Here is a 19,934-nt window from a genome sequence, read left to right as displayed (position 1 = left end):
CTAAATAATGACTTTAATTATTTAAAATAAGAGGATATATGTTCAATGTATGAACATATATCCTCTTATTAGTTTAATCTATTAATATTTGGTTAGACTGCTTCTTTTGACCTTACCTCATGATTAAAACATATAAGTAGCGCTTGAAATCACTATCAATATTAATATTAATATTTGTAGAACAAACCCCAAATTCGAATTTCCACGTTTACTCTTCACAAGTTGTGCTTGGCCGTTAGAAACTTCTTTGTATTGATCTTCTAACATTTCATTTCTACTCTTCTTCTTTTGACTTTCACTTAAGGAATTAAACCAATTTATAAATTTTTTATATTCACTAATTACTTTTTTTGCTTCATCGAACATTTTTATTTGCCCAAAATGAATCCACATCACTCTTTCGCAAAACGCTTCTATTTGGGACAATGAGTGACTTACAAAAATAATCGTTTTTCCTTGGCTTTTAAATTCATTTATCTTATCTAGACACTTCTTATAGAATGTTTGGTCTCCCACAGATAATGCTTCATCTATAATTAGAATATCAGGATTTGTATGAATTGATATTGCAAAACCTAAACGGGACTTCATACCACTAGAATAGTTTTTAACAGGTTGATTAATAAACTTTCCTATATCTGCAAAGTCTATGATAGCTGATTTTATTTTATTAATTTCAGCGCTACTTAAACCGTGCATCAAACATTTTAGCTTAATATTTTCTAACCCTGTTAATGAATTATTTAATCCTACAGAAATAGCAATTAGTGATGTTTCTCCATTTATTTCGACCTTACCTAAACTTGGAGGTATAACTTGCGCTAATAGATTTGAAAGAGTAGATTTGCCAGAACCATTTAATCCAATAAGACCAATGGCTTCTCCTTCATTCACCTCAAAACTAATATTTCTAAGTGCAAAAAAATGATCTCTATCTTTTTTTAGAGAAATAATATCAAATAGTTTTTCAGATTGCTTACTATATAAACTGAAACTTTTTGACACATTCATAAATCGAATTTTCGGATTCATATCTTTTCCTCCGACTATAGGTAGTCAACAAATCTATCACGAAATTTCAAATGTATATATGAACCTATTGTAAGTATTAGGATAGTTATACTCCAAAAATAAATGGTATATGGAATATCCTCAAAAAACCATTCCCCTCCTAAGAGAGAATGTCTAAATCCTTCAATAATATAAAATAAAGGATTCAATTTCAACATACTGACTAACAATTCAGGGAAGTTGTGAACATTCCAGACGATTGGTAAGAAATACATCATTAACCGAACAATTGATTGTATTATAATCTGAATATCACGAATAATAGTTGTAATTGTTGATAATAGCAGTGTCATTGCAAACAGAAAGACATACAGTGAAACTAAATAATAGAGTAATTGTAATAAATATATACCAGAGAAAATACCATATCCTAAAACAATGCCAAGAGTTAGGATAATCATAGGTATGAAAGAGATTGAATTCCCAACGATAATAATGGTAGGCAGAACGCTTACAGGAAAGTTCATTTTAGATACTAAGTTTACTTTTGCATAAACACTATTTGAAGCTTGTGTAATTGTCCTACTGATATATAACCACGGTACTAACCCAATAATCAGCCATAGAAAAAATGGGGTTCCCTCAACAGGAGAACCCTTTCTTATTCCTAAACCAAAAATGAGCCAATATACACCAATTTGAATGAATGGATTTAATATTTGCCATAAAGCACCCAAATAGTGCATTGCATACTTTCCTTTTTCTTCATATAAGCTTAATCGAAATATCAAATTAAGATGAGAAATTTGTTCTTTTAATATCTGTCGTACAAAATTCATACAGCAGTTGCTTTCTTTTTAGTATAGTTATAAAGGTTTCCATAATTAATATATTCAACATAATTGGGAACACGTTTGACTACATTTTTTGTATCAAAAATCCTTATATTTGACATAGTGGAAAAGTCCGGATCTCCAAATTCCTTAAACTCATCATGATCAGATAATACAACGATGAGATCAGAGTCTTTTACCGCTAGCTCTAAATCTTGTATAACCCAATCTAATTTAACGTGTGGATCATAAGCTCGTACTTCATAATTATGCTCTGCTTGTAATTGTTTGAATACTTCAATTGCTGGACTTTCACGAATGTCATCCACATTACCTTTATATGTGAGGCCTAAAATAGTAATAACTTTTCCTTCGACATTACTCATTAGTTTATTGACATTCTCTACTACAAATTGAGGCATAGAGGTGTTAACAGTACGTGATAACTTTATTAACTGAGCAATTTCTGGTGCCTTTGCAACGATAAAGTATGGATCGACAGCTAAGCAGTGACCTCCTACACCTGGACCTGGTGTATGTATATTGACACGTGGATGTTTATTGGCCATTTCGATTACATCTAATACATTTATCTCTAATCGATGACATACATTCGCTAATTCATTTGCAAGTGCTATATTCACATCTCTAAATGTATTCTCCATTAACTTAGACATCTCCGCTGTTCTCGCATCCGTTTTAATAATTTCACCTTTTACAAAAGTGCTATAAACGATAGCCCCTGCTTCTTCACATGCAGGAGTAATTCCGCCAACTATCCTATTATTAAACACTAACTCATGGAAAATCTGACCGGGCAGTACTCTTTCAGGACAGTGTACAAGGAAAATGTCTTTACCAACTACAAAGCCTGTTTGATCTACTAACGGTTTGATAACATCATCCATACTACGAGGAGCAATTGTCGATTCAACGATTATTATATTACCTCTTTTTAAATAAGGTAATATAGATTTTATTGCACTATTAACATAGGTCAAATCACAAGATTTATATAGGTCCTGATTATTAGGTGTAGGAACAGCAATAATAAACACATCAGCCGTTTCAGGAGTAATTGACGCTCTAAAAGTACCCATTGCAATGACTTCATCAAGTGCTGTCTGTAGACCAGGCTCTTCAATATGAATTTCACCATTATTCAATGCATCTATTACGTCCTTCTTCACATCTACTCCTACTACTTCTACATTGTGTTTTGCAAACATGATAGATGTCGGCAAGCCGATATACCCTAGGCCAATAGTGCATAATTTCATCATTATTTCCCTCCAATATTCATGGTAATAAGTTCAATAAATAGATGATGTACTAATGAAATTCCTCAATTTGCATTCGCTTTTTGCAAAGTAAAAGTTGTCTTTTACATCTCACTTCCTTTCAAAATAATTCCAACATTTCAATTCATGCTAGAAAAATATTTTATAATCTGTTTATATTTTCTTTTCTCATATAGAGCAGCAAATTTTTCTATATCCATGGATTTTTGGATTATAAATTCTTTATACAATGAATAAATTTTGTAGAGCGTATCAATAGCTTCTTGTTGTTCCTCATGCTTAATTTTTTTAATTCTAATGAGATACCAATTTCTAAAGTAGAAGTTAAATCTTCGCTCCATATATAAATCCAACAGGTCGTTTTTTATCAAAAATGGTAGTCTTTCTTTCTCTAATGTATAATACTTTTCAAAAAACGCTTTCGTTACCGTATTCGTTACAGATCCGGACACAGCTGCGTAGTAAATATGTATATCCTTATCAATCACAGCCCCTTTACTTGAATGCAACAGTAGTTCTTGGAAAAACAATGTATCTTGTCCACCTGCATTTTCAATCATTTTCAAATTGTTGTTAAGGATGATTTCCCTTTTCACTATTAATGCTTGAATACTTTGTGTCCTTAAATCGGTATCCATTAATAGTTTTTTAGGATAATTGATAATGTTGCTCTGACAAGCATTAATTACAGTTTCAAAGTATTTAAAATTACCAATTTTCAAATTATTTAGCTTAATCATATTTCCAATGGCTATATCTAATTCATTATCATTTTTTAATACATTTAACAATTTGGCATAGCCATCATTAACGGCTTCATTGTCTGGATCTAAATACGTTACATATTCGGTAGTAGCAAGTTCCGCTCCCTTATTTCTAGCTCTTGAAGCACTCCCACTTCCCCCTTCATGATAGAAATAGGTGACGATGTTAGGATGGTCCCTAGCAATTCTATTAATCGTTGCAATCGTCTCTTTTTTTGAAGAACCGTCATCTATAATGATGATCTCCATCTTTTCGAAAATGCTACTTCTTTTAAGACTATTAAAACACTTGTTTAACAAGTATTTTCCATTATTAAAAACAGGAACAATGACAGATAATTCATACGTTCTATCATCACTTTCTAAATGATCTTTTTTATATGCTGTATTTAATTCAAAATGATCAATACAATAGCCATTTTCTCTTATCTGTTTTTGGTTCATATTCAACAATTCATTTGATTGGAAAGCCTTTGACCAAAACACTGTTTTATATTTATCCTTCATCTCATTGATATAAGTATGTTCAACACCTTCGACAAGCTCGTTGCCATCATAATAACTATTTTTTGCAATATAATCAGAATTCGTATATTTAAATCCATTTATCATATCTTCTAGGTAATACTCTTGATAATTGTATTTTGAATTAAAAAAAGCGATAAAGTCATAGTCTTGTTTTATTTCTTCATTAAAGTCAGCTACAGTTATTAAAGCCTTTTCTATATACGTTTGATTTTCGAAATCTAGTATTACATCTTTACTCATTAAATTTGCGACAACCAGTACTTTCTTTGAATGTAGCTGCCTGTTAAAACCAATACAGTCTAATAGATAATCAAATCTTTCAAACGTAGTATGATAAGACATAACATTTCTAATGCCCACTACTTGATGTTTATACACTTCTTCACTAGTAAAACCATTCAAAATATCCTTTAACTCGTTCTGATGATTCACAAGAAATACGTTTGGAAACTTATCATTCACCCCTACACTATAATTAGAGATAATAATATTTCCAATTGCCTGTAATTCGTAAATTCTATTCGCAAACATTGTTTCACTAAATTTAATTGAGTTTAAGTTGATAGACCAATCATATAATTTATGAACTTTTTGAAGATATTCATGTTCTATAGCTGGTGAACTATATGGTAAATACTTTGTTGGAAAGAAATAGTTAGGCTTATTTAGCTGAAAATTTCTATCGACTATTTTTAATCTTCTATTAGTCTTAATTACTCCATCAAATATTTCGATTGTTTCCTTTTGCCTTTCCGGATATTTGTTTAGCCACGATCCAGCAAAGAAAACATCACTACTTTTTTGAATATTTTTTATCCCAATTGGATTATGATAAAGCGGATTTACACCAAACTCTAATACAAAAATGTTGTTATGACGACAGTCTTTTTGATAACTTTCAATCTTCTCTACTGCTGTCGTAAATACATACTCGCATCTTCTTGCTAATCCAATAAATGCTTCATAATTAACAGGATCTTCTTTAGAGTAAAACACAGTTTGAATTTTATTCTTTTTAAAAAAATGTATTATTTTATGTGCTTCTTCTCTTTTTCTTGATGAAGGATTTCCTAAACCCTCCCAAGCCTTATCCAAGCCCTTCCAAGTACTAACAACTAATAAGAAATCTAGTTTATTTTTATAGTCTTTGTAATTAGAAAATGTAATCGGATAAAAGTTTGCTACATCTTTGTAGGACTGAAATAAAAACTCATCTGCTATGATTCCGACATTTACTTTATACTTTTGGTAATAACGACTTCCGTTGCTATCTGGTATCATTTCAAGCAATGGTTTTATACTTTCAAAATACTCGAAATCAGCAACTTCTTCTCTATAAGATAAATACTCTTCTTTATCCATTTTGATTGATATATCTGCCTCGTCATTGAATAAAGAAACTGGTTCCATGGTTATATTATCTGGTAACTTGCTATTTTCTAATAAATGATTGATCTCATATTTTTCTTTTTTAATAGCATACTCGATTAGTTCTTTTCTCGATTTGATTTGATTGATTTGCTCATCCAAATTAGCTATTTTCATTTTTCTTGCCTCGCTTAATTCTTTTCAAAAATCTCCAATATGCATAAGTTACTTTTGCTAGTTTTGAATTACTGATTGCATAATGTTGGGCAGATAATTGTTTATACGACGATAGCAACTTTTCTTCACTTTCGTATATTCTCAAAAGCTCTTCAAAAATGCTTATTTTAGACTGTTTTTCATAAATTAGTCGTTTCGTTAGTTGATCTAGCTCTTCAGATGTGTCATTTGTTTTTAAATCCAAAATTAACACTCCTATTATTTTTAATGAGATATAGTCGTTTCCATCGTTTTAAAATATGAAGACATTCTTTTTGTATAAACATTTAGAAACAATCCTTTTTCACTTTCCCAATTATAAATTTTACTAGCCTTTAAACTGTTTTCTCTTAATTGGTTATGTAATTCACTATTCTCTATTAGTCTATTCACTGCATCAGCAATAGCACTTGGATTATGAGAATCGATACATATCCCTGTATTTTCTCCCTCAATTACTCTTTTGATTTCAGGAAAGTCGCATGCAACCACTGGTACACCTGCCATCATATATTCAAATAGTTTATTTGAAGAAGCTGAGTAATGATTAAAGTTTGTGTTATTCAATACTTGAAAACCGATATAAGCATTCTTTGTATATTTCGGTAATTCAGTAAGTGGTACTTTTGGTATAAACCTTACTTTCTCCTGAAGATTCATTTCCTTCACCATCTTCACCAAATCAAGTTTTATTCTACCGTCTCCAATTAATACAAGTGTTCCTTCCTTAAATTTTGGAACGGCCTGTATTAATTGTTTCAAGCCCCTACCCGCTTGAATTCCCCCTTGGTAAAGTAAGATCTTTTCATTTACAGGTAATTGAAGCATTTTATGAAGATTTACTGTTTCATTTGAAACTTCTGTCTGCAAAAAAGGATAGTTATGCACTACATTCGGATAAAATCCATATAAGTCTTCGTTGTATTTAGCTCTTGTATGGTTTTCTACTATCATAGAATCGATTCTTTTAATAAAAAACTGTTCCATCATGCCATAAATTGGACTATCGTAACCCGTTCTACTTGTTTGAACTTCATGGGAATCATATATAAGTGCTTTCTTTTTCAGTCGCCATTTGGAACATATAAATCCTTGGGGCAAAGTATTTAAATCGTTGGAATGATACAGATCATATTTTTTCTTGCTGCCCCTTATAATCATCCGACAAATTATACTCCCTCTAATAAACACTGTTTTAACCTTTGTCTTTAGAAGAAGCAACCCAAGAAAAGTTAATGAGAGCGTGGCTAAAGGCAGAAAATAAACAGAAAACACCCAAATGAATGCCGCAACTCCTCCTACTAATTTATACTTCAAACAAAATCTGAGACATGATTGAAGTATTGTAAAAAGAATGGGGTATCTCCGAACTCTAAAGACATTAAAGTTTTCACTTCTCTTTTCTTCAAATTTCATCTTTTTATCAGTTGGATCATGAATACAAATAAGGTCTACTTTATAGCCCTCTTCTGATAACGCGGTACATTCCCTCAGCACTCTGGCATCATTAGTGAAATTGTTCCAAACAAACATACATACGTTTTTACTCATAATGTTAAATCCCTATCTATTCTATTGTTTAATGGTTCTCTTTCTCTTAATTTATAATCCTTTTCAAATAAACACGTTAATTTTTTTATATTTTTTTCCCATAAAAAATGTTTTCTAATCAAATTCATACTATTATTTGCTATTTTGTTTCGTATTTTAGGATTATTTTTTAACATCAAAATATATTCTACAATTTCCGCAGCATCTCGATTTTCAGAAACAAAGCCTGTTTGATTCTCTTCTATAAGCTCTTTTGAATATCCTGAAACAGCTGCTACAACTGGCAATCCAGATGACATATAATCGATTAATTTACCTGGTAAAACTGTATCAAATACTTCCTTATTATTTAAGGCTAGTACACCAACATCATGTTTTGCATTTAACTTTAAACACTCATGTCGAGTAGTAGGATTTTCGATTGTTACATTATCTAATTTGTTATCGCTAATAAACTTGAATAGCTCATTTTTCTTTTGTCCATAGCCAACGATAGTGATCGAAATATGATTTTGATTCAAGTGTTGAACTAATTTTTTGAGGAACTCTACATCCTGAGCGAGTCCAATATTACCTGTATAGATGACTTTAAATTGGTCATCTTTTTTGTTTATTGCATTCACCTCAAATTCTCGAGCAGCATTTGGAATGAATATGATTTTGTTGCGGTCTACTTTTGACTTTTTTACGATATAATCCATAAAACCAATACTGTTAATGACGATGTAGTTTGCTTTTCTATATAAATAAACTTCTAATATCGAAAAAAACTTAATGATCCACTTGTTATTAAAAACTCCAACCCCTTTTAATGATTCGGGCCAAAGATCTCTAATATCTAAAATAAATTTTGATTTATACTTAATTTTCGCTATGACACCAACAAACGCCATAAAAATAGCTGGCGATGTAACAAATACTACATCATATTTTTGCTTATCAAATAAAACAAAAAATAGCATTTTTAATGAAATTTCAATATAGTGGATTAACCTATTTAACATACTAAATGCATATTTTCTATTTTTAACATGGACTCTATGAATATTCTCATGATCATTTAACGATTTGTTATTCCAAAACTTCTCATCTTCATAAAGATGTTTGTTTGGATAAGACGGTTCCGTAGTCAAGACAGAGACCTCATAGCCATCTATCTGTAGTAATTGAAAAATATTATTCATTCTATTTGCGTGGCTACCAATTTCAGGATGAAAATTTTGAGTGATAATCAATACTTTAGTTTTTGACAATTAGAGTATCCTCCTAAATTAGATGTTTTTACCGAAACAGTTTTAAATTACATCTGATAGCTTGTTCATTGTAACATCTATTTTTACATTATTTGTTAATGTAATGATTCTTTATCATTAATGATTTGTAAATTTTTATTAATAAATGTAAATAATCAAGGTTTGTTAATAAATTCAATACTTTTTAGCATATGTATCGTATTATCCATTTGTTTCGATCTGTCTTTTGAAATTGTATTAAATAATCCATCTAATAAAAGCGTGAACATTAATCTAAAAGTTAAATAATATTGTCAATTTATTAACTTTGTAAATGAATTGTTTATTTATGAATTGCAGTACAGCATACAAATCAGATGTACTGTTTGTCATAACTGATGTTTGTAATATAATTTTTTCACTCTCCTCAATAAAGGAATAATGTTGAAGATCACAGAAAAAACGCCCTCCAACAAATTAAGCTGGAGGGCGTTTTAGATTATTCAGTTAAGTATATAAAGTGCTCCTTTTGGTATGAAAAGTTATATACTTATTATACTATATACTTTTTTCCAATTCTACATTGTTCGCTAAATTACCATTTTGTGAACAATGAAACCCGCAGATAAAATTAGTTATCTCCGGTCTCCATTTCGGAATAAAGACATAAAAATATATACCCCTTCTTATAAAGTTAAGAAAGTCTATACTCATCATAAAATCAAAAAAAATCATCATAACTGTTCGTTACTTGTTTTTGCTTTAGGGTGTTAGTCAAGAATAGCGACAGATTCTTGACTAAACGATATGCTCCTAATAATGCAACAAATGGATTCAAATCCTATGCGACTTCTCGGATCAACTTTCTAAGCGATTGATAACCTTAACTATATCCTGCACAAATTTATCGGATTTAAGTATAGAATAATATTGAGAATTGTATTCTACATACGATTCTTTCGGATTATCGATACGAATAAAGACAAGCATATTAAAAGAAATTTCATTTCCAGAAATATGTATATTTATTCCCTCATTAAAAGGATATGGAGAAGTTCCTACTAAGGTTTTTGAAGTATTTTTAATTAAATGCTGATTTTGTATAATCTGTTTAATTTCATTTACTTTTTTACTTTCTAATTTATCTTCACTTACTCCATTCTCTATTGTAAATGTCACTTGCTTAGCTTGTTGAAGTGGATTTTTTACTGGAAAATAAAAGGCTACTATTGTTAAGAGTAAGGTAAGGAATATCAATAATGCTCTGGTAATATACTTTCGTTGTTTGTTTTTTATAAAGGCAAGAACAATGTAAAATAAAGTAACAAACAAAATAAAAAACAAAAACCAAATTCCTAAATTTAAAACCTTAGTCAATTTAACACATCCTTTAATAGAAAATGTAGGCACTACAATTAGTTGTTAAAAATAATCAAATATTTTATTAATTACTTAAATATATTAGAAATGGTAAAGGGCTAAATAAACACCTTTACCAGAATAGATTTATTTAGAAATAAAAAGGCTTTCCGTAAATTGTTACATTCAAATATTCAGACCAAGGATCTCCAGCCCAGTATAATGCTTTTTTCCAAGGTTCAGCATCATTTGGTGTAGTATACGTATTATATAAGTAATTCTTATGAGTAGTAGATTTTCCCCCTTGACTAGTATTAAAGTACATATAGGTATCTACAAAATGTATATAAAGTCGTTCGGTAACTGCACCTAGTTGGTACTTCCCTGCTGTGTCCAAATAAGTAAATTTTTTATTAATATCATATCTAATATTAACTTGTACTTTATCACTAGACCCACCCGTTATAGGTGCATAGCCCACTAATGTCTTAAAAGCGTCCCATGCAGAACTTGCAATAGAAAATATAGCTACAGCTCCTCCTATGCTTTTTGACTAACTTCCTTGCTTTTTACATTGCTAGTTTTAGTACTAGCTGCTTGAACAGTAGATTCAGTGTCTACTACAACTACGCTGGATAATAGTAATCCAGTACTTAACATACCTAACATTATACTTTTACTTAATTTCCCCATTTAATCATCTCCTAGTATTTAATATATACAGCAGCTCTTATTATTAAGAGTTAATTCATATAGTTTGATTGTGTTCCTCACAACCGTCTTCTGTTCTTTTCATATACTTATATCGGAATATTCTTCCTTTTTATAATAATACCTAAATATCGGAATAGATGATACATACTTCCTCGGTCATCTACTTTAATAGAATCACTTACTTCCTTGTACTAAGTTCTTTATATGTATGGGATAGGATTATTTGCTCTCGGACTTTTCCGTTTATCGTATAGTTCACTTTGAGTTTACGATTACTGTCTTTGGTTACTTTACCTAATGTCATTCCTATTACGATTTTCCCCTTACCTTTGACTTTAAGTCCTTCTATATCTTTTAAATCGCCTATATTGTCAAATGTATATGTTCCTTCCGACTTTTGAGAATCGGCACCATAAAATTTATAAGAAATGCCATCGTCTTCGAATAATACAGGTTTTCCATCTTCTTTAATTAGCTCCAAGGAATTAATGACCGCTGGGTTTTTACCTGTCCACTCAATAGCACTAACCATATAATATGTTTCATCCTCATTTAATGATTCGGTATACATATTTGTAGTTAGGAATTCACCACTACTGGACTTACTACAAGCGGTTTATAATAAGAGAAATAAGATCAATAATGTTGCTTTTCTTTTCATAAAACAAATCCTCCTATAACTATTGAGTTCTTTATAAATAAGAGAGGTACTACAAAAAAATGCGTTCCTCTCTTGTTCTATGTAAGGTTATACCTATAATTACATACAGCTAACGTGTTTCTTCTAATGACTCCTTTAGAATGAATCTGCAAAGCCAGACTCATGTAAACCCTAATCGGCAAATGTATTTTTTTGCATCTTTTCACCAAAATGAAACAGAAGAGTTCCATAAATTTGTTGTTATAGACGCTGAAACTAAAGTCGAACTTATGGGTGGAAATAGTTATCATAAGTACGACAATCCTTATAAATAAACTAAAACCATCAATTACATTGGTGGTTTTTTCTTAAATAGTAAGTAAACTACTTGATATTTTTTACTAAAGCACCCGTTAGTTTAAGTATATTTATTCACAAACTTATATTAGTTCACAACTAAGACTTAAGAACATAATTGATAAATTTTGTTTTTGTTTTAGTGTACGCTTCACGATCATTGCTGTATTTTTCTGCTAAATTTCTTTTAAGAATAGCGTATTCATCAATAAACTGCTGATTATTCCGTAATAAATCACGAAAAAGCAACTGATTATCCCACCGTTCTTCTCCCTCAAGTAAAATATGTAGATGTACTACTCGTTTGTCGTTAATTACTTTCACAAAAAATCTTTGCCAAGGTCGATTATCTAAGTTAGGTGGTACATAATGCCAGTCGTGATTAGCTAACCATAAAGATATTTCTTTAATTTTTTGAAATGAATCAATTTTAGCCATTAAATCAATGATAGGTTTAGCTGGTAAATTAGGAATAGATGTGCTTCCATAATGTTGAATTTCCGTTATGCCGAAACTTGAAAGAAGATTAAGCAGAAGCTCTTTTTCCTGAATACCTTTTTCTACCCACTTCGGATTTGGTTCGACAATGTCTATTGTCTCATTAGCCCAAACGGGCCAGGTGCTTTCATCATGAATATCTTTCATTTTACTCTCCCCCAGGATTCTAATTTTTTAGTTTCAGAAAAACCTTTGTACCTGCATTCTTTTACAAACCTAGCTCATTAATTTAATAAGTTCAACAGAAAAGAGCGTTATCATTCTTGGATTAGACTGGATCTTTTACTAAAGCACCCGTTAGTTGAATTAGATACAAAGCTGTATCAAGACTCATTTTTGAATTTTCGCTACTGAAACTCCATCTGTTGTTACATGAAAGGTTATTGTAATAGGACCTTCAGGTGGATTAAATGGACCTGTATACGTATCATATTTTACTTTCACAGTAAAATCATATTGAGAATACCCGCCAGTTAGTCGTTTTACTTCTAAGATTTCTGCATTCCAAAGTGCATAACTACGATTTGGATATTCCTTATTAATCACTTTCCTAGCCTCAGGGTCTAATAAAACTAATAATACATCATAAAAATCGGAATGCTCTTCTTCAGAACTTACTTTTTCAGCTTCAGCTTTACCTGTATTCGACAACATCACTCCCGAAGTGATAAACGTTAATACCAAAACGAGTGAAATCAAAATAGAGGTAATTTGTTTTTTTTTCATATTTGAATAACCACCTTATTTTATCAGTCAAGGTAGCTTGCCCAGTTCATAAAAATCATGTGTTTGTTCAACTAATCTGCCCCTTTAGTTAAATAAGTTCAACAAAACCGTTAGTTGAACAAAAAATGAAATTTTTATTATGCTAAACAACTATGAGAAATAAAAACACATTCAGGTTAGAATAGCCATCGCTAAAACGGGTATCAATATAAAAAGGAGATGAATGGATGAAAGAACGAATATTCAAGTGGTTGTTGCTTACGGGGTTTTTATTTTGTTTGCATATAACAGATATCATGACTGTTTATGCGAATGAGGGACCCTTGGTAGATGTATCGAGGCAATGGTTGAAAGCGGACTTACGAGCTGATCCGGAAGAAGATTTACCTGACCTTAAAGGAGGATCTGAAAATTCCGGGCGGGATCCTCAGCAGCCTGTTGACCTAAGAATTTTACAACAACGGTATCCAGAAATATTTTTCTTACAAGGTACTACTGATCAAAAACGAGTTGCTTTAACTTTTGATGATGGTCCTGATCCACGTTTTTCAAATGATGTATTAGATGTATTAAAACAGTACAATGTACCAGCAACATTCTTCGTGTTAGGTTCAAAAGCCGTTGCTAACCCTGAAATTGTCAAGCGAATGCAAAACGAGGGTCATGTAATCGGAAACCATACCTATTCCCATCCTAACCTTGTCAAAGAATCCGACCTCGGAACCCTAGAGAGGGAAGTAACTAGAACGGAAGATGCTCTTAACGACATTATTGGATACAGGACAAAATTATTTAGACCACCATATGGCTTCTTATACAATGAATTAGTCGAGAAGCTTAGGGAAATGAACTATTACGTGATTGCCTGGTCGGTTGATTCGTTGGATTGGCAGGAAGACCCGCCGGAAGTTATTGCTTCGAATGTAGTAGACAACATTCATCCAGGCGCGATTATTCTCATGCACGATGGGGCAGAATCGGGTGGAGATCGAACGAATACGATCGAATCGCTTCACCAAATTATCCCAAAACTGCAAGAGCAAGGATATGAATTTGTCACAGTTCCAGAATTGTTGAATATTCCATTTAAGAAATAGAATGTATCTTTTACATTTACCTTTAATATTTTTTCTTGAAGGCTTTTTTTGTATTACTATATGGGGTACCACCAACATGTTTACAAAAAGCACATCTATTGCATAAAAAAAGACAAAGAAGACATATTCCCCTCGCTAAAGGGAATATGTCTTCTTTTTTAAGACACTCAAACTCTCATTAATTAATAACCATATTTTCTTCCCCATATCACTAACCCCAATCACTGATTACTGACACTCTATATAGTCGCTATTATTGTTTTTCTTGTTCTACTAACCTGCCCCGTTAGTTCAATAAAGAAAAAAGAGCTGTATATGCAACCCAATAATCTTCAAGTAAAGCTCCCCGTTAGTTTAAGTACAATCTTCACAATCTGCTCGATTATATAGGAAAAGTAATACCTACTCCGGGTCTAAGAATTTTGGTTTTCAAATATAGACGCCACTTGATTGTTGAAAGGAAAATTTCCCCGTGTCACTTCTTCCTTTAACCTTTTTAGTGCTTTTAGTGTCTCCCTCTTTAATTCTATTGAATACCCAAATTTAATACTATTTGATTCAAATTCATCCTCATCAACCACTATCCATTCTTTATTTTTTTCCTGGATAAAATCTAAATCTAAATCAACAAAACTTATTTCTTCGTTATTAAATATAGAAGGTTTTGCCACGTTACAATATGTAGATACAACTTTTCCATCTTCAACTTCCATCGCAGCCGTGAACCATTCTTTCAAGGAAAAATACTCTAAAGAGGTATTTTCGATAGTAAAAATCTTATTTTTGGTATGATGAATTAATTTGCGACCTGGTTTGCATAGGACAAGTAAATAATCGGAGGTGTGAAGAAGCAGTTCGCCTTCCCACTCATAGTGAAGAATATCAGGGAATTTAAGGGCTTTAATTTTTACAAGATTACTCAATTTAATCCTCCTCAAAATATTTTATTCTATATATTTCGCCCGATTATTGGAAATTTTCTTCTTCAACTAACCTGCCCCGTTAGTTCAATAAAGAAAAAAGAGCTGCATATGCAACCCAATAATCTTAAAGTAAAGTTCCCCGTTAGTTTAAGAAGAACAGCGACGTTATTAAACAATCGCGCCTTATTGTGGTATTAGTGCTCTTACAATGTAGTAATAATTGGTCCTTCCTTGGTAAGAATAATCGTATGTTCGTATTGAGCCACAAAGCTTTTATCGGTTAGGCAGGTCCATCCATCTTCGGATTGGAAAACTTCCTCTTCAAATGTAGAGATCATAGGCTCAAAGGCAATTACCATACCATCTTTTAATATTTCGTTATCCCAGTGAGAGAAGTAATTTAAAATGTGTTTTGGTTCTTCATGAATCGAACGTCCAATACCGTGTCCAGTAAGGTTTTTTATGACTGTTAAGCTATGCTGTTTTGCTACATTGTGTGCAGCTTTTCCAAGCGCGCTTATTTTTGAACCTGGCATTGCCTTCTTAAGTCCAGCATCGAATGCTCCTTTAGCAACGTCACATATTTTATGTAAAATTGCCTCTCCTTCCCCTACTACAAAGGAAATTCCGGTATCTGCGAAATACCCGTTTTTTGAACCTGAAACATCAATATTTACAATGTCCCCTTCTTGAATTGCCCGTTTCCCCGGAATTCCGTGCGCTACTTCTTCATTTATGCTAATGCACGTATAACCAGGAAAATCGTATTCACTTTTCGGGGCAGATTGAGCTCCTGCTTTTTCAAACATCTCTCTCGCAATTTCATCGAGTTCTTTTGTGGTAATTCCAGGTTTCGTACTATGGACTAATTCATCTCGAATAGCACCACAAATTTCACCAATTACCTTTAATCCAGTAAAATCCTCTTTAGTCTTTGCAACCATTGTATTGTATATCCTCTCTTTTTAACGTATTTTATGATTAGTATATCATTTAATTATTTGTAGTAATGGATTTTTCTTCAACACTCACTGTTGAACAAACCTGCCCCGTTAGTTTAAGTGAAATGTTTCACAATATATTTTTTTCATGGATATACACTTCAATTTTACAAAGGTTCATCTTTACTATTCTGTATGGTTATTTTGTTCCACCCATCACTTGTGTAGGTTTGGAATATAGTTCAACTAAAAGTAGTATATGAACGTTGATTTTATAATAGGAGAAACCCACGAATTTTGAACATAGATAAAAATCGTGGGTTGGGTTTGATGATAAATGAAATTTAGTTTAGTAAAAAAGATTTAAAACATTTTCCAACAGGTTCTAGAGAGCCATTCAACTTCTAGTTAATTTTTTAAAAACTGTAAAAGTAAATCGAAGTTAAATCGGTAGTATTTTCCTCTAAGTTCTTTTCTCTTTTACTTATATCAGCAAAAGCAATAATTTGACCTTCTCCATTTTCAGCTACAAAAACCATATTATTTGCACGGGTAATATTTGTTTTCCATAGCGAAGAACGCTCATCATAAGTTAAATTGTTTAAGAAATAGCAGGTATGATTCCATCATAAGTAGTACGCCATGAATCTAAATGAACTTTAGCAATATCCGCTGCATCAGCAACTGTTGCTCTTCTATTTCCCATTAATCTAACCCCCAACTTAAATACAACTCATTATTTATACATTAATTTTTGCATTGGAAGTTTATTATTTTATTTTGAATGTAAATCACTTTAATAATCGTTTTATTTTCAAGCGCAATATTAACTTTTGTGTCTTCTCGCACTAAGTCTTCTACCTGTTGCTGATCAAGATTCATCGGCATATTTATTTTAGTTTTGAATTTACCATTAATTTGCACAACAACTTCAGAAACATTTTTCACTAAAAATTTTTCATTAGAAATTGGCCAATTTTCATAGGCAATTGTATCTTCATGACCAAGTTTACTCCATAATTCTTCAGCTAAATGCGGCGCAATTGGTGATAATAACTTAATATAGCCCTCAATAATATCCTGAGGAAGTACTTCTTCTTTACTTAAAGTATTTTGGAATGTCATTAAATGGGAAATTCCTGTATTAAATCTAAACTCTGTAAAATCCTCCGTCACTTTTTTTATTAATTGATGATACTCAAATAAAAGTTCATCGGAAGATTCTTTCATAATTACATTTGAATTTATCTGACCATCATTATCGATGACTAAATCCCAAACACGTTTTAAATAACGCTTGGCTCCGTCCAGCCCATTCGTTGTCCAAGGTGCTGAAGCATTAAGTGGTCCCATAAACATTTCATATAAACGTAAACTATCTGCTCCATGACTCAATACAATATCATCTGGATTTACTACATTCCCTTTTGATTTACTCATTTTCACATTGTTAGAACCAAGAATCATCCCTTGATTATAAAGTTTTTGGAATGGCTCTTTTGTTGGAACTACACCAATATCATACAATACTTTATGCCAAAAACGTGCATACAGTAAGTGAAGAACCGCATGTTCTACACCACCAATATATGTATCTACAGGTAGCCACTCTTTTAATAACTCGGGATCTGCAATTGCATGTTGATTATTAGGATCTATATATCTTAAATAATACCAGCAAGAACCTGCCCATTGTGGCATTGTATTGGTTTCTCTTCTGCCTTTCATCCCTGTAGCAGGATCTACAACATTCACCCATTCTTCAATATTAGCTAGAGGGGATTCACCTGTGCCAGAAGGATAAATATTGTTCGTCTCAGGTAACATTAGAGGTAACTGCGACTCTGAAACAGCCGTCATTGTACCATCTTCCCAATGAATAATTGGGATAGGTTCACCCCAGTAGCGTTGACGAGAGAATAACCAATCACGTAAACGGTACGTAATTTTCTTTTCACCGAATCCGTTTACTTCAAGCCAAGCGATTGCTTTTGCAATACCGTCTTCTTTATTTAAGCCATTTAAGAAGTATGAGTTAATGTGTGCACCGTCACCAGTGAACGCTTCTTTTTCGATGTCACCACCTTCAAGTACTGGTGTGATATCTAAATCAAACTCTTTTGCGAACTCGTAGTCTCGCTCATCATGTGCAGGAACGGCCATAATTGCACCTGTTCCATATGTTGATAATACATAGTCAGCAATCCAAATTGGCACCTCTTTACCGTTGATTGGATTTATTGCATACGCACCTGTGAAGACTCCTGTCTTTTCTTTTGCTAAATCAGTACGCTCTAAGTCAGATTTTAACGCTACTTTTTCTAAGTATGCTTCTACTGCTTCACATTGTGTATTGGTTGTGATTTCTTTTACTAATGTATGCTCTGGCGCTAATACACAGTAAGTCGCACCAAATAATGTATCTGGACGAGTGGTGAAGACTTCAAAGCTTTTGTCTTTGCCAGTAACTTTAAATTTCACTTGTGCCCCTTCAGAACGGCCAATCCAATTTCTTTGAATTTCCTTTAAACTTTCAGGCCAATCTAGATCCTCTAAATCTTCAAGTAATCGGTCCGCATATTCTGTTATCTTTAAAACCCATTGTTTCATTGGTTTTCTTATAACAGGATAGCCACCTCGTTCACTTTTCCCGTCAATCACTTCCTCATTTGCTAATACTGTACCTAGTTCCTCACACCAGTTCACCGACACTTCATCCATGTAAGCTAAATTTTTTTCAAAAAGCTTAATAAAGATCCATTGTGTCCATTTATAATAATTAGGGTCCGTTGTATTAACTTCTCTATCCCAATCGTAAGAAAACCCTAAACTTTTAATTTGGCGACGATACGTATCAATATTTTGTTTCGTAATAAATTTCGGGTGTTGCTTATTTTGCATCGCATATTGCTCAGCTGGTAAGCCAAATGCATCCCAGCCCATCGTATGTAAAACATTATAACTTTGCATTCGTTTCATACGTGCTATAACATCTGTAGCCGTATAGCCTTTGGGATGCCCAACATGTAACCCCGAACCTGAAGGGTATGGAAACATGTCTAAAATATAATATTTCGGTTTTGTATTATCATAGACATTTGTTTCAAATACTTTGTTTTTCTCCCAATAATGTTTCCATTTGTTTTCTATTTCTATAAATTCGTATGTCATGATTTAACCTCCTTAAAAATAAAAAAACTCCGTCTCAATAAAGAGACGAAGTTCGATTCGCGGTACCACTCTAATTGGTTAAAAAGTATTAACCCACTTATACTTTAACGGTAGCTGCCGTCTATACCTACTTATTTTCAGCATAAATACTCCTGGACGAGTTCGGGAATTTACTGACTGTTTTCCACCAACCAACAGTTCTCTATACAATAAGTGTTCCTTACTATTTCCAATCAATGTAAATATATTTAATTTATACGAATAATACAGATAATTTAGTTTATTGTAAAGCTTTTCTTGAAAATCTATATATTTAGAATATTAAGTTTTGTAAAATGTACTTAAATTATTTTCTTAAAGTATCCCCACTCTCTTTCGCAGGAGAATTTCATCCTTACAGAATTTTCATCAATCCAATCTATGGAAAGAATGAATCCATCATGAAAGTAGTCATTACCAAAAAAATCGTCTAATTGCTTATTTTTTATTTGTTTAATTTCATTTTCAAAGTTATACATCTACATACCTCTATTATTATTTATTCGATTTATGATTCAAATAGTCCTTTCCTTCTTCAACTAACCTCCCTCTATAAACATTGAAGTATCAACGGTTTTCATCACTTCATGATGTAATAAAAAATATTTTTCCACCTCTTTTTAAACGTATAATTGAATTTATAGTTTTTATTACCAATTTGAGCG

18 protein-coding genes and 1 other annotated feature are annotated in these 19,934 nt (G+C 32.1%); of the genes, 1 reads left to right on the top strand and 17 read right to left on the bottom strand.

Annotated features, from left to right (window positions below; genetic code table 11):
- Positions 1–123: 123 nt before the first annotated feature.
- From AMD00_RS00710 to AMD00_RS00655, 13 genes are all read right to left on the bottom strand, one after another.
- Entirely contained in the window at positions 124–1,032 is a 909-nt protein-coding gene (locus AMD00_RS00710; RefSeq protein ID WP_053415186.1) for an ABC transporter ATP-binding protein, read from the bottom strand.
- A 14-nt stretch (positions 1,033–1,046) separates the two neighbouring features.
- On the bottom strand, positions 1,047–1,850 hold the full coding sequence (locus AMD00_RS00705) for an ABC transporter permease (RefSeq protein ID WP_053415185.1): 804 nt from the start codon (positions 1,848–1,850) through the stop codon (positions 1,047–1,049).
- Complete coding sequence (locus AMD00_RS00700; RefSeq protein WP_053416737.1) at positions 1,847–3,124, bottom strand: nucleotide sugar dehydrogenase; 1,278 nt, start codon at positions 3,122–3,124, stop codon at positions 1,847–1,849. The genes AMD00_RS00705 and AMD00_RS00700 overlap by 4 nt, the downstream gene beginning before the upstream one ends.
- Positions 3,125–3,264: 140 nt before the next feature.
- On the bottom strand, positions 3,265–5,982 hold the full coding sequence (locus AMD00_RS00695) for a glycosyltransferase (RefSeq protein ID WP_053415184.1): 2,718 nt from the start codon (positions 5,980–5,982) through the stop codon (positions 3,265–3,267).
- The gene (locus AMD00_RS00690) at positions 5,969–6,226 is read right to left on the bottom strand and encodes a hypothetical protein (RefSeq protein ID WP_053415183.1); all 258 of its coding nucleotides are present in this window, start codon (positions 6,224–6,226) and stop codon (positions 5,969–5,971) included. Before AMD00_RS00690 ends, AMD00_RS00695 begins: the two co-directional genes overlap by 14 nt.
- 20 nt (positions 6,227–6,246) lie before the next feature.
- Positions 6,247–7,575 (bottom strand): glycosyltransferase, encoded by a 1,329-nt coding sequence (locus AMD00_RS00685; RefSeq protein ID WP_169786337.1) that lies wholly within the window; start codon positions 7,573–7,575, stop codon positions 6,247–6,249.
- On the bottom strand, positions 7,569–8,825 hold the full coding sequence (locus AMD00_RS00680; RefSeq protein ID WP_157059146.1) for a glycosyltransferase family 4 protein: 1,257 nt from the start codon (positions 8,823–8,825) through the stop codon (positions 7,569–7,571). The genes AMD00_RS00685 and AMD00_RS00680 overlap by 7 nt, the downstream gene beginning before the upstream one ends.
- An 837-nt stretch (positions 8,826–9,662) precedes the next feature.
- Positions 9,663–10,181 carry a hypothetical protein gene (locus tag AMD00_RS00675; RefSeq protein ID WP_053415181.1) on the bottom strand — a complete coding sequence of 173 codons (519 nt, stop codon included), beginning with the start codon at positions 10,179–10,181 and terminating at the stop codon, positions 9,663–9,665.
- A gap of 133 nt (positions 10,182–10,314) precedes the next feature.
- Entirely contained in the window at positions 10,315–10,644 is a 330-nt protein-coding gene (locus AMD00_RS00670; protein ID WP_053415180.1) for a hypothetical protein, read from the bottom strand.
- 59 nt (positions 10,645–10,703) lie between these two features.
- Positions 10,704–10,856: a hypothetical protein gene (locus tag AMD00_RS23060; RefSeq protein WP_157059145.1), complete on the bottom strand. Its 153-nt coding sequence runs from the start codon at positions 10,854–10,856 to the stop codon at positions 10,704–10,706.
- A 199-nt stretch (positions 10,857–11,055) separates the two neighbouring features.
- On the bottom strand, positions 11,056–11,448 hold the full coding sequence (locus AMD00_RS00665) for a hypothetical protein (RefSeq protein ID WP_169786288.1): 393 nt from the start codon (positions 11,446–11,448) through the stop codon (positions 11,056–11,058).
- A gap of 525 nt (positions 11,449–11,973) precedes the next feature.
- A complete protein-coding gene (locus AMD00_RS00660) occupies positions 11,974–12,519 on the bottom strand; it encodes a GrpB family protein (RefSeq protein ID WP_053415178.1) in 546 nt (181 codons plus the stop codon).
- Positions 12,520–12,702: 183 nt separating this feature from the next.
- Positions 12,703–13,098 carry a DUF3888 domain-containing protein gene (locus tag AMD00_RS00655; RefSeq protein ID WP_053415177.1) on the bottom strand — a complete coding sequence of 132 codons (396 nt, stop codon included), beginning with the start codon at positions 13,096–13,098 and terminating at the stop codon, positions 12,703–12,705.
- Positions 13,099–13,325: 227 nt separating this feature from the next.
- Here AMD00_RS00655 and AMD00_RS00650 point away from each other — a divergent pair, with 227 nt between their 5' ends.
- Complete coding sequence (locus AMD00_RS00650; protein ID WP_053415176.1) at positions 13,326–14,195, top strand: polysaccharide deacetylase family protein; 870 nt, start codon at positions 13,326–13,328, stop codon at positions 14,193–14,195.
- A 413-nt stretch (positions 14,196–14,608) separates the two neighbouring features.
- Here AMD00_RS00650 and AMD00_RS00645 read toward each other — a convergent pair whose 3' ends face one another.
- From AMD00_RS00645 to AMD00_RS23055, 4 genes are all read right to left on the bottom strand, one after another.
- Positions 14,609–15,118 carry a DUF402 domain-containing protein gene (locus tag AMD00_RS00645; RefSeq protein WP_053415175.1) on the bottom strand — a complete coding sequence of 170 codons (510 nt, stop codon included), beginning with the start codon at positions 15,116–15,118 and terminating at the stop codon, positions 14,609–14,611.
- 203 nt (positions 15,119–15,321) lie between these two features.
- Positions 15,322–16,062 (bottom strand): type I methionyl aminopeptidase, encoded by a 741-nt coding sequence (gene map / locus AMD00_RS00640; protein WP_053415174.1) that lies wholly within the window; start codon positions 16,060–16,062, stop codon positions 15,322–15,324.
- 744 nt (positions 16,063–16,806) lie between these two features.
- Positions 16,807–19,230 (bottom strand): leucine--tRNA ligase, encoded by a 2,424-nt coding sequence (gene leuS / locus AMD00_RS00635; RefSeq protein ID WP_053415173.1) that lies wholly within the window; start codon positions 19,228–19,230, stop codon positions 16,807–16,809.
- Positions 19,231–19,268: 38 nt separating this feature from the next.
- Positions 19,269–19,476: a binding site (T-box leader), on the bottom strand.
- 95 nt (positions 19,477–19,571) lie between these two features.
- Positions 19,572–19,748 (bottom strand): hypothetical protein, encoded by a 177-nt coding sequence (locus AMD00_RS23055; protein WP_157059144.1) that lies wholly within the window; start codon positions 19,746–19,748, stop codon positions 19,572–19,574.
- Positions 19,749–19,934 lie beyond the last annotated feature (186 nt).

This window comes from Viridibacillus arvi (assembly GCF_001274945.1).
In the GTDB taxonomy this organism is placed as follows: Bacteria; Bacillota; Bacilli; order Bacillales_A; family Planococcaceae; genus Viridibacillus; species Viridibacillus arvi.
This window is presented reverse-complemented; position numbering and strand designations above follow the sequence as displayed.

Bases quoted from the DNA above. Each gene is read 5' to 3' on its own strand.
- AMD00_RS00660 (WP_053415178.1), bottom strand. From the start codon at position 12,519: ATGAAAGATATTCATGATGAAAGCACCTGGCCCGTTTGGGCTAATGAG.
- AMD00_RS00700 (WP_053416737.1), bottom strand. From the start codon at position 3,124: ATGAAATTATGCACTATTGGCCTAGGGTATATCGGCTTGCCGACATCT.
- AMD00_RS00695 (WP_053415184.1), bottom strand. From the start codon at position 5,982: ATGAAAATAGCTAATTTGGATGAGCAAATCAATCAAATCAAATCGAGA.
- AMD00_RS23055 (WP_157059144.1), bottom strand. From the start codon at position 19,748: ATGTATAACTTTGAAAATGAAATTAAACAAATAAAAAATAAGCAATTA.
- AMD00_RS00705 (WP_053415185.1), bottom strand. From the start codon at position 1,850: ATGAATTTTGTACGACAGATATTAAAAGAACAAATTTCTCATCTTAAT.
- map (WP_053415174.1), bottom strand. From the start codon at position 16,062: ATGGTTGCAAAGACTAAAGAGGATTTTACTGGATTAAAGGTAATTGGT.
- AMD00_RS00710 (WP_053415186.1), bottom strand. From the start codon at position 1,032: ATGAATCCGAAAATTCGATTTATGAATGTGTCAAAAAGTTTCAGTTTA.
- AMD00_RS00650 (WP_053415176.1), top strand. From the start codon at position 13,326: ATGAAAGAACGAATATTCAAGTGGTTGTTGCTTACGGGGTTTTTATTT.
- AMD00_RS23060 (WP_157059145.1), bottom strand. From the start codon at position 10,856: ATGGGGAAATTAAGTAAAAGTATAATGTTAGGTATGTTAAGTACTGGA.
- AMD00_RS00655 (WP_053415177.1), bottom strand. From the start codon at position 13,098: ATGAAAAAAAAACAAATTACCTCTATTTTGATTTCACTCGTTTTGGTA.
- AMD00_RS00665 (WP_169786288.1), bottom strand. From the start codon at position 11,448: ATGTATACCGAATCATTAAATGAGGATGAAACATATTATATGGTTAGT.
- leuS (WP_053415173.1), bottom strand. From the start codon at position 19,230: ATGACATACGAATTTATAGAAATAGAAAACAAATGGAAACATTATTGG.